The organism is Bathymodiolus heckerae thiotrophic gill symbiont (genome assembly GCF_900128515.1).
Classification (GTDB): domain Bacteria; phylum Pseudomonadota; class Gammaproteobacteria; order PS1; family Pseudothioglobaceae; genus Thioglobus_A.
Window position 1 is genome coordinate 1 of record NZ_FQTP01000072.1, and the last position, 7,342, is coordinate 7,342.

The 7,342-nt window shown below is 41.6% G+C and carries 8 protein-coding genes and 1 pseudogene; 8 read left to right on the forward strand and 1 reads right to left on the reverse strand.

Annotation, left to right across the window (positions count from 1 at the left end; all coding sequences use genetic code 11):
- Nucleotides 1-160: 160 nt before the first annotated feature.
- The 7 genes and pseudogenes from BTHERMOSOX_RS08245 to BTHERMOSOX_RS08275 all read left to right on the forward strand — a co-directional run bounded on the left by BTHERMOSOX_RS08245 (nucleotide 161) and on the right by BTHERMOSOX_RS08275 (nucleotide 4,076).
- A complete protein-coding gene (locus BTHERMOSOX_RS08245; RefSeq protein WP_249360656.1) occupies nucleotides 161-1,159 on the forward strand; it encodes a hypothetical protein in 999 nt (332 codons plus the stop codon).
- 77 nt (nucleotides 1,160-1,236) lie between these two features.
- Nucleotides 1,237-1,482 (forward strand): type II toxin-antitoxin system ParD family antitoxin, encoded by a 246-nt coding sequence (locus BTHERMOSOX_RS08250; protein ID WP_346654948.1) that lies wholly within the window; start codon nucleotides 1,237-1,239, stop codon nucleotides 1,480-1,482.
- Nucleotides 1,483-1,531: 49 nt separating this feature from the next.
- On the forward strand, nucleotides 1,532-1,762 hold the full coding sequence (locus BTHERMOSOX_RS12085) for a type II toxin-antitoxin system RelE/ParE family toxin (protein ID WP_428992040.1): 231 nt from the start codon (nucleotides 1,532-1,534) through the stop codon (nucleotides 1,760-1,762).
- Nucleotides 1,763-1,820: 58 nt separating this feature from the next.
- Nucleotides 1,821-2,228, forward strand: a complete 408-nt coding sequence (locus BTHERMOSOX_RS08260; RefSeq protein ID WP_249360657.1) for a DUF2165 domain-containing protein — start codon at nucleotides 1,821-1,823, stop codon at nucleotides 2,226-2,228.
- A gap of 96 nt (nucleotides 2,229-2,324) precedes the next feature.
- Nucleotides 2,325-2,651: a YqfO family protein gene (locus tag BTHERMOSOX_RS08265; RefSeq protein ID WP_138120610.1), complete on the forward strand. Its 327-nt coding sequence runs from the start codon at nucleotides 2,325-2,327 to the stop codon at nucleotides 2,649-2,651.
- Nucleotides 2,652-2,814: 163 nt separating this feature from the next.
- A pseudogene (locus BTHERMOSOX_RS08270) lies at nucleotides 2,815-3,209 on the forward strand (GxxExxY protein).
- A gap of 261 nt (nucleotides 3,210-3,470) precedes the next feature.
- On the forward strand, nucleotides 3,471-4,076 hold the full coding sequence (locus BTHERMOSOX_RS08275; protein WP_138120611.1) for a nitroreductase family protein: 606 nt from the start codon (nucleotides 3,471-3,473) through the stop codon (nucleotides 4,074-4,076).
- A gap of 9 nt (nucleotides 4,077-4,085) precedes the next feature.
- On the opposite strand, the gene BTHERMOSOX_RS08280 is transcribed toward BTHERMOSOX_RS08275, so the two are convergent.
- Entirely contained in the window at nucleotides 4,086-5,021 is a 936-nt protein-coding gene (locus tag BTHERMOSOX_RS08280) for a hypothetical protein (protein ID WP_138120612.1), read from the reverse strand.
- Between the two features lie 275 nt (nucleotides 5,022-5,296).
- Between BTHERMOSOX_RS08280 and BTHERMOSOX_RS08285 the strand changes: the two genes are divergently transcribed.
- The gene (locus BTHERMOSOX_RS08285; RefSeq protein WP_138120613.1) at nucleotides 5,297-6,748 is read left to right on the forward strand and encodes a hypothetical protein; all 1,452 of its coding nucleotides are present in this window, start codon (nucleotides 5,297-5,299) and stop codon (nucleotides 6,746-6,748) included.
- Nucleotides 6,749-7,342: the final 594 nt, after the last annotated feature.

The window sequence follows — 7,342 nt, forward strand, 5'->3', positions numbered from 1 at the left end:
CTTCCCACTCTTTATTTTCGGGGATTTATTTACCCTCTAAAATTGATATCAAGTTAGATTAACTATAATCCATAATATGATAAATTACAAAGGAAAATAGGGCTGGATTATGGCAAAGTTAATCCTTCCACATATTTGTAAGTGATTGATTATTTAATAAATGGGAGAAATTAGAGAGCTGATTCGGGACTATATGTCGCCTTTTAATCAGAATATATTTTTCAAGGCATTGAATATTATAGATATTTACAATTTGAATGCTATATTTCGACAGCCTAGGACGAGCCTGCTATATTCGTTCAATGATGCAGATGCCCCAGAACGGCATACAACCCAGTACTTCGAGATGTTTGGTAATCGGGCGATCTATAAAGATGGCTGGTTTGCACGCACTATCCATCGTGCGCCGTGGCAAGCCGTTAATATGCCTCCATTGGAGACAGACACATGGGATTTGTACAATGTAAATGAAGATTTCAGCCTTGCCAATAATCTGGCTGACAAATATCCGCAGAAAGTTGCCGAGATGGAGGCGCTGTTCATGGGCGAAGCTGAGAAATACCATGCTTTGCTGATTGATGATCGGGTAATTGCGCGGATGAATCCTGCCATTGCAGGTCGTCCAGATCTCCTGGGTGTCAGAACAACACTTACGCTCTACTCAGGGATGGACGGTATGTTGGAGAATACCTTCATGAATGTGAAGAACCGCTCGAAGACGATCACGGCCGAGGTTGTGATTCCCAAGGGTGGAGCGAATGGTGTGATTCTTTCTCAGGGTGGGCGGTTCGGAGGCTGGTCGCTCTATATAAAAGACGGAAAACCAGCCTACACCTACAACTATCTTGGCTTAGAACATTTTACTGTATCATCGACCAGCACAATTGCTGCGGGCGATGCGACTATTTTACTGAACTTTGTCTACGATGGTGGTGGACTCGGGAAAGGCGGCGAAGCGACTCTCTCCGTCAACGGAAAAACCGTCGCCAAGGGGCGGATCGAGAAGACCCAGCCTCTGATATTCTCCGCCGATGAAACGGCTGATGTTGGTCTAGACAATCAGACACCAGTCGCTGAAGGCATCGGTATCGGACGCGACGAGACCCGTTTTACTGGCAAAATCCACAAAATTACGCTTGCGGTGAAAGATGTGAAGTAGGCGTTAGAAATGTGAGTAAAGATTTTACGTATGATATAATCATACGATCGTGGAGATTAGGAGAACAAGAGATGCCGATGCAACGCAAAACTATAGCTGTTACAGAGCAACAGGAATCATGGATCAGGTCACAAATTGATACTGGAAAATATGACAATGATAGCGAATATCTACGCGAACTAATCCGTCTTGATCAAGAACATAAAAATAAAATAGCAATGCTCCGTTCGGCTCTTATTGAAGGTGAAAAAAGTGGAGTCACTGACCGCAGTATGGCGGATATTTTGAATGATGCTAAAGAAAGACACGGTATAAGTGTATAGTCTCTCAGCTAAAGCGAGCACTGATTTAGATTCTATCCTTGATTATTCGATGATTAACTTTGGTGCTAGTGTAATGATTGAGTACCATGCATCCCTAGAAAAATGCTTTGAGACACTTGATGGTCATCCTGATCTAGGAATAGAAGTTGAGCATATTCGTTCAGATTATTTATCCTTCCAACACCGCTCACATTTAATTTTTTATAAAAAATTAAATAAGGGTATTTTAATAGTCCGTCTTTTGCATAAATGCATGGATGCTCCACGACATTTTAATTAGATAAAGGTTTTAGTTAGATAAGAATTCCAGTGTAGCACTAGGAATAATACTTGATTAGATGCCTGGAGGTACTGTGTACACAAGATATTCAAAGGTTGTTCTTGTCTGGGCAGTCGCGTTTTATGTTTCATTAGTAGTGTTTAACAATCTTGCGGATTATGGCTCGAACTATGAGTTTGTTGCGCACGTGCTTAGGATGGATACGGTATTTCTGCATAATAGAGACTCATGGCGGGCAATTGATACGCACTTTGTTTATCACGCTGCTTATTTTCTTATCATCTTTGTTGAAGCTTTAATAGCAGTTTTGTGCTGGCTAGGAGGGTTTATCGCGCTAGGCGGGGAATGGTTTTTAATGTGGCAATCCAAAATCTGGAACGGCCAACAGGCAGCTTTCCGTTTGCTTGTAATTCTTGGTTTCACGCTTTTGTATCTTACTCAGCCGGATGGAGTGGATCAAGCCTAGGCAGTATTAACAAAATTTCTGAACTGGAAAGTAAACATGATGCCCCCTTCAATTATTCAATTTATCAGATCAAATCTGCATAACTACATATAAGCTATGTATAAACTGTGTTTTTTCGTACCAGAAAGTCATGTTGAACAAGTAAAAGCAGCCTTGTTTGCGCAAGGAGCAGGAAAGATAGGCGAGTATGATTGTTGTGCCTGGCAGGTTTTGGGAACAGGGCAATTTAAGCCGCTGGCAGCCAGCCAGCCGTTTATCGGTGAAACCGGGAAAATTACCACGCTTGATGAATATAAAGTAGAAATGGTGTGTGATGACCAGTTGATTAAACAAGTGGTAGTAGCTCTGTTGCAGGCACACCCTTACCAAGAGCCAGCATATGATGTAACAAAAATCTTATCGCTTAGTGATTTGCCAGAATGATAAAAAGAGCTATTAACCACGAAACACACTAAAAACACGAAAAAAACCTTTAAAAGTCTTTTTTCGAGTGCTTCGTGTTTTTCGTGGTAGAAAAGTGATAAGGGGTACCTTATGCCAGCCTAAAATGTTGTATATATTGAGAATGATATAGACGAGTTGATTTATGAGAAATCAAGACACCAAAGGAAAAATTCTTTTTAAAGAAGAGTGTTATGTTATTCAGGGAGCTATATTTGAGGTGTATCGCGAAATGGGGTGTGGTTTCTTAGAGGCTGTATATCAAAAATGTCTACAGAAAGAGTTATCTAAATGCAAAATCCCTTTTGTTGCTCAGAAGGTATTAAGGTTAACTTATAAAGGAGAGGAACTTCAACAGATATATAAACCTGACTTGATTGTTATGGAAAAATAATTGTTGAACTAAAAGCAGTGAAATGTGTAACGTCAGAACATAAAGCTCAGGCATTTAACTATTTAAAGTCAACTGATTTACGTTTAGGTCTCATTGTTAATTTTGGACATTATCCAGGAGTTCAAATTGAGCGAATAATACTGTGAGGTATCTTTTGTTCTTTTTTTGTGTGTTTCTTTGTGAAAAAGTATAAAGAATATTAACCACGAAAGACACGAAAGACACGAAAAGCACGAAAGAAATTCTTTTTAAAGAAGGGTTTTATTGTTCAAACTATGCTTTATCGATTAGTTGAGAATTATTCAGGCGTTAAGGTTGATGATCAAGTAGAACAAGGTGTCTTTTGTTAATTTTCGTGTGTTTCGTGTATTTCGTGGTAAAAAAATCAATCTTATAAAGGAGTAAACATGCATACAATAGAAGCAATACAGACGCGTAGAGCCGTTAAATATTTTGATGCAAATCACCGTATCAACGACCAGCAAACAGATGAGCTATTTTCTTTGGCACTGCTTTCGCCGACTGCATTTAATATACAAAACTGGCGCTTTGTTAATGTCACCGAGCCAGAATTAAGAAAGCAAATCAGAGCGGTCGCATGGGATCAGGCGCAAGTAACAGATGCCTCATTATTTATTGTGATCTGTGCTGATTTGAAGGCCAGGGAAAAGCAACCAGGGCGATATTGGGTCAATGCAGATCAGGCAACACAAGATTTTCTTCTGCCCGCCATCGACCAATATTATCGTGGTCAGGATCAAGTGCAAAGAGATGAAGCCATGCGCTCGTGTGGTATTGCTGCACAAACACTGATGTTAGCGGCAAAGGCAATGGGCTATGACTCCTGTCCTATGGATGGATTTGATTTTGCAGCAGTAGGTCAGTTGATCAACTTACCTGATGACCATGTGATTTCTCTGTGTTTAGCGATAGGTAAGGCTACACAGGCAGAAAACCCACGGGGTGGCCAGTTAGATAAAAAAGAAGTGCTTATTGATAATCGATTTGAGTAATACAGAAAGTTATTTACGTTTGCTTAAGCCATTGAGCAATTCTTCCAGCGGTACCAGGCACAAGCGGGTTCTGAATAATACCTTGGCATCTTCCAGCAGGCCGTAGCATTCATATACGCGTAACATGATATTAGTGTTATTCAAAGTGCGCGATTTTGATTCGGGCAACTGTTTGACCAGTATATGCAGCTTATGATTGTTTTTTAGCAGGCGCAGATGTTCCCGGTTCACTGAAATGCTGTGGGAAGTATAAACCATCGGATTACGCTTAAAATCATGCTGGTCTTCTACCTGTGCTTTTTCCAGCAATGCCCCTGAGGTTAAACTACAGGGAAATATTTCCGGGTATTCCTCCAGTCCATCGAGTTCATCAAAGTAATCGGATTGCTCTGCCAGGGAGCCAGACAAGAAATTCTTGGCATTACCATTATTGACATATTTGCGTTTCAAAAAATAGTCGCTGCCAGGAACTGTCGAACAATCCGGGACCGTATTTAGATCAGGTAGGTTTGATAAATCAGTGTCGGCAAGAAATAAGGGCGAGGCAGTCTCTTTTTTAGACCCCAGTAAAACGGTTTTATTGTTGGACTTAATTGCAACCCGGTTGGATAGAGTCAGCTCGGGAATGGTTTTGATCAAGGTTTTTTTTATGTCCAGATACAAGTCTCTATCCGGGCGTACGGCATTAACGAAGGTGATCTGATAATTACTGAAGCGCAGGCCATTTTCAGCAATAATCCGGTTTTCATACTGCGTCTCCCGATACAGGCGAAATTGATATTCAATCATTGCATTTAACTGAAAGCCTAGAACAATAGGCCCCTTAAAAGGGTTGTGCGTAATTTGCAACCACTTGTGCTTGTCATGAAACAAATTGAAATCATCCGACGCATTGCGCGCCGCTTCAATATGAATTTGATTAAATATAAAAGATTGTCTGTCCATTATTGAGTCTATTTATGTTTAAGGCAACTCGCAATAAATAACCACCCTTATAACATGTCTTTTTATTTGCCTTCTTCGTTGCAACTTTGGTTACATAGCCTGCTATGCGCCCTACGTTGCGTCTTGAATACAAATAAAAATCCTGCGTAATACGGGTAGCTTATTTATTGCGCGTTACCTAAGTTCCGCGATTTTTCCGGAGTCAGCGTTATTTGTAATTTACACACTTCCAGTTTTATAAGCTAAGTTTCTTTTTACTGGATAACATAACGGCCATGTTTATATTTTGCAATAGCCTGGTTTATTCTCCAAACTATCGTAACAGTAGTCAGGTTGATACCTGTGAGCTTAAATCCATGGCCATGGTTGGAATGCACATGGGGCATAAAACCGTTAAGCAGCCAAACTGGATATGGGCAACCTATGAGCATAATGCCAATGCTTTAGATTGTACCCAGATTACACCAGGAACACACTCGTCATCCGTCAATACCAACTGTCCTGCAGACACTTCTGTCATTTCCAGTCTAAATCCAAATAACTGCAATGCTGAAGGAAATGAAACCTGTGCAAAATGTAATCAGCCGCCGGCGATGAATGGTATAGATGAATGTATCAACCCTTTTATTAACCCGGATGGCACAGATGGCTGGTGCCTGGATTTACCACCCAATCCAGTAGGCGGTTTATCACAGTTATGTAGACAAGTACCTGTTGCAAATGGCTACTGTTCTAATGATGTTGATACTCAGTGTACTGTTGACTCTGATTGCGGTACTAGCGCAAGTTGTATGGCATCTTACCCGGCCGCTAATGATCAGAATGCCGCTTGCTATACTGCGATTACCAGTGCACCGGATGCCAATGGGCAGTCGCCCTGGACGCAGTACCAGCTAATTAGTGCTCATTGGCAGGCGACCAGTTATTCAAGTTGCCAAAATGCGGCGCAATTCATTGCAGCAACACCGGATGTTAAACCGATTAATCAAGGCGTTATCCGTGAACAAGTGGTACTGGCTACGAACACTGATGGAACAGTTACTCAAAAGCGCCCTATATTGGGCAATACCTCAATGGAATCCTATGATCGGGCTAATTGCATAGGCTGTCATGTACGCTCATACTTGAACGGTGTTTGCAGTAACGATAGCAGTACTACGTGTAGCAAGGATGGTGACTGTAGCAATGGTGGTAGTTGTACTCAATATAATACTGATCTTATGTACTTTCTTAAACTGGAAGTTGCCCAGCCACCGGCATTACAATTAACCGGTTCGAACTTTATTTTTATTCAGCATGGGGATGGAACACCGGCCAGCTATCTGACATTACGGGCGGATGCAAGCAATGTTGTTGCGGGTGCCAAAGAGAGTCGGGATGACCCGCGCTGTAATGGAGATGAAGAAGGCACTGTAAAAGCAACCTTGCGCTTTCAAAGCAATGATGTCGCGTTATTTAATGGTAACCTGGACTTGCCGTGTCAAGGGTGGACATTAAGCAGTACTGCGAAAAATGATACCTATAGTTATAAAGATCCTGATCGTCTCTGGGGCTTGTGTACCTCAGTAGAATTAATCGAAGGTCGTGCGGTTGCCGCTACCTGCGCATCACATGATTTACCTTTCAGTTATGATGACGGCGTTATTTCGACAATGTTAGTGACTGGTAAATTACGCCATTGTGCAGATTTTGATGTTAGCGGGTATGCTGACCCCACAACAAGGTAGCAACGTGGTGCCTTCAGTTCTATTTTTAGTTCAAATAATGACAGGCCGGATAGTTGTCCCGATCTTTAAATCCTGGAAACCGCAATTGAGTACGGCTTAGTCCACCCAAAGGGTGGCCAAGTATTTGTGATCGATATATTTAAGGTTCAGTCACCTATAATATTTTATAACGATTAACTGCGGGTTTAAGGTTAAATGTGCATTATTGCCCTCGCTTTCAGCGGGGGCAAATGATTCAATGAGCCAGGGTAGGGTCTTAGGCACCTGGAAACACACATCATCCATCTTTGCTGGTCTTTTTGTCCGCCATCAGCACTGTAGCAATAAGTTACGTAGCCAGCTATGCGCCTATTGCTACAGCACTGATGACAAACAAAAATCCTGCCCAAACATTGGACGCTTATTTATTTCCAGGTGCCTTAGTCTTGCTATTTCTTCCAGTTTTTCTATACCATTCTTATTAATCCGTCATCAGTGTTCCCCTATTAGCTCTATCCAGGAACTAACCGAGCCATCAAAGCACACATCAGGTCGGCCAGAGGCTTTCCTGTGATAATTGCGTTTTGAACGGCTCGAATGGTATATGAGCTAAGG